2 protein-coding genes are annotated in these 1,467 nt (G+C 70.6%); both read right to left on the bottom strand.

What is annotated here, in order from left to right; genetic code table 11:
- Positions 1–356 precede the first annotated feature (356 nt).
- The gene (locus BU204_RS29380; RefSeq protein WP_075129033.1) at positions 357–734 is read right to left on the bottom strand and encodes a response regulator; all 378 of its coding nucleotides are present in this window, start codon (positions 732–734) and stop codon (positions 357–359) included.
- Positions 731–1,467, bottom strand: a 737-nt coding sequence (locus tag BU204_RS29375; protein ID WP_143229837.1) for a sensor histidine kinase, incomplete at its 5' end; no start/stop codon positions are given. The genes BU204_RS29375 and BU204_RS29380, both read right to left, overlap by 4 nt.

Raw genomic sequence — 1,467 nt, 5'->3', positions numbered from 1 at the left:
TCGGTTGGGGCTGCCTACTCCTGCGAGCGTGCTCCCTCGGCCGGTGATGGTCTAACGCCACATCGTCGGCTTCAAGAGCGCCTGCGGCGTCGCTGCGCGATGGCTTCGCCACTCTTGACCCCGACGCTGTGGCGCTAGGGACGGCCTGTGCGAGGGAGCCGGGGGAGTGTAGGGAGCTTTCCTTGTTCGGTGGAGGCTGCCTACTCCTCCCCTCTGCTCCCTCATACAGGCCGTCTCGTGGCTCCGGGGGATCGGTGTCAAGGGGCGAGCGAAGCGAGCTCGCGTCAGCGACGCCGTCAGGCGCCCTTTACACCGATGGCCGGAGTACGACGATTTCGGCCTGAGGGAGCCAGGGATCACGCTGCGGCGACTCGGCGGACCGCGGCGACGATCTCGGCGTTGGGGGCGCCTTTCGCCAGGTACTCGCTTGCCCCTGCCTGTCTCATCTCCGCGACCGTGGTGAGGTCGTCGTAGGCCGAGAAGGCCAGGATGCGGGTGTCCGGCGAGCGCGCGAGGATCTCCCGGGCCGCTCGGGAGCCACCGCCGCCGGGCATGCGGACGTCGAGCACCGCGACGGCGGGGGAGTGGCGTTCGGCCAGCGAGATGGCCTCGTCGGCGTCGCCGGCTACGGCGACCACCGCTATGTCGCCCTCTGCCTCGAGGACCTCGCGCAGGGCCTCGCGGATCAAGGGGTCGTCGTCGGAGATCAGGACCCGCAGGTTCGGGGCGGTCATCGGGGCACCGGCAGCCAGAACTCGACGGTCGTGCCGCGGCCGGGAGCGGAGTCCACCGTCCACCAGCCGCCGGCGGTCTCGCTGCGTTCGCGCATCTCGATGAGGCCGAAGTGCTCGTGTGCCTGGCTGGACCGCAGGTCGGGCCGGAAGCCGACGCCGTTGTCGACGACGCGGACGCCGATGCCGTCCTCGACTCCGCGCACGGTCACGGTCACCGTGGTCGCCCGGGCGTGTTTGTGCACGTTGTTCAGCGCCTCCTGACAGATCCGGAAGATCGTGAGGGCCGTCGCGGGCGGCGGCTCGATGTCCAGGGTGCTGTCCAGAACCGGTTTGAGCCCCCATCCGGCCACGATGCTGTCGAGGTAGGCCGACAGCGCCGGGATGAGCCCGTGGCGGTCGATGGCCGTGGGCCGCAGCTGGAAGACCAGGCCGCGCAGTCGGCTGATGGCGGCGCGGACGGTCTCGTCGAGCTGCTCCAGCAGCCGGGTGTGCTCCTCGGGCACCCGGGCGGCCAGCAGCTGCAGCCGCATCCCGACCGCGACCATCGACTGGATCGAGTCGTCGTGCACGTCCCAGGCGATCCGCCGCCGCTCCACCTCCTGCGCGTGCACCAGGTGGTTCAGCAGCCGGCGCCGCTCGCTCAGCTCGTGCTCGACCGCGCGTTGTTCGGTCAGGTCCCGGGTGACCTTGCCGTAGCCGGTGTGGCGGCCGTTGTCGTCGAAGAGTGCGGTGA

Source organism: Actinophytocola xanthii (genome assembly GCF_001921205.1).
GTDB lineage: Bacteria > Actinomycetota > Actinomycetes > Mycobacteriales > Pseudonocardiaceae > Actinophytocola > Actinophytocola xanthii.
This window is presented reverse-complemented; position numbering and strand designations above follow the sequence as displayed.

Excerpts from the sequence above, each read along its gene's own strand:
- BU204_RS29380 (WP_075129033.1), bottom strand. The coding sequence starts at position 734 with ATGACCGCCCCGAACCTGCGGGTCCTGATCTCCGACGACGACCCCTTG.